This is a genomic window from Paraburkholderia sp. SIMBA_054 (genome assembly GCF_046534875.1).
GTDB classification, from domain to species: domain Bacteria; phylum Pseudomonadota; class Gammaproteobacteria; order Burkholderiales; family Burkholderiaceae; genus Paraburkholderia; species Paraburkholderia hospita.
Map to the genome: position 1 here is coordinate 1 of NZ_JAWRXV010001072.1, position 260 is coordinate 260.

Below are 260 nucleotides of genomic sequence, written 5' to 3' on the forward strand. Positions count from 1 at the left end.
GCCAGAGTTGTTTCTGAAACATGGCAAAGGTAGCGTTGCCAATGATGTTACAGATGAGATGGTCAGACTAAACTGGCTGACGGAATTTATGCCTCTTCCGACCATCAAGCATTTTATCCGTACTCCTGATGATGCATGGTTACTCACCACTGCGATCCCCGGGAAAACAGCATTCCAGGTATTAGAAGAATATCCTGATTCAGGTGAAAATATTGTTGATGCGCTGGCAGTGTTCCTGCGCCGGTTGCATTCGATTCCTG

Annotated in this window: 1 pseudogene; it reads left to right on the forward strand. The window is 46.5% G+C overall.

Features of this window, described 5'->3' with window-relative positions:
* Window positions 1-260 (forward strand): annotated as a pseudogene (locus SB822_RS58460) (APH(3') family aminoglycoside O-phosphotransferase); the annotation flags it as partial.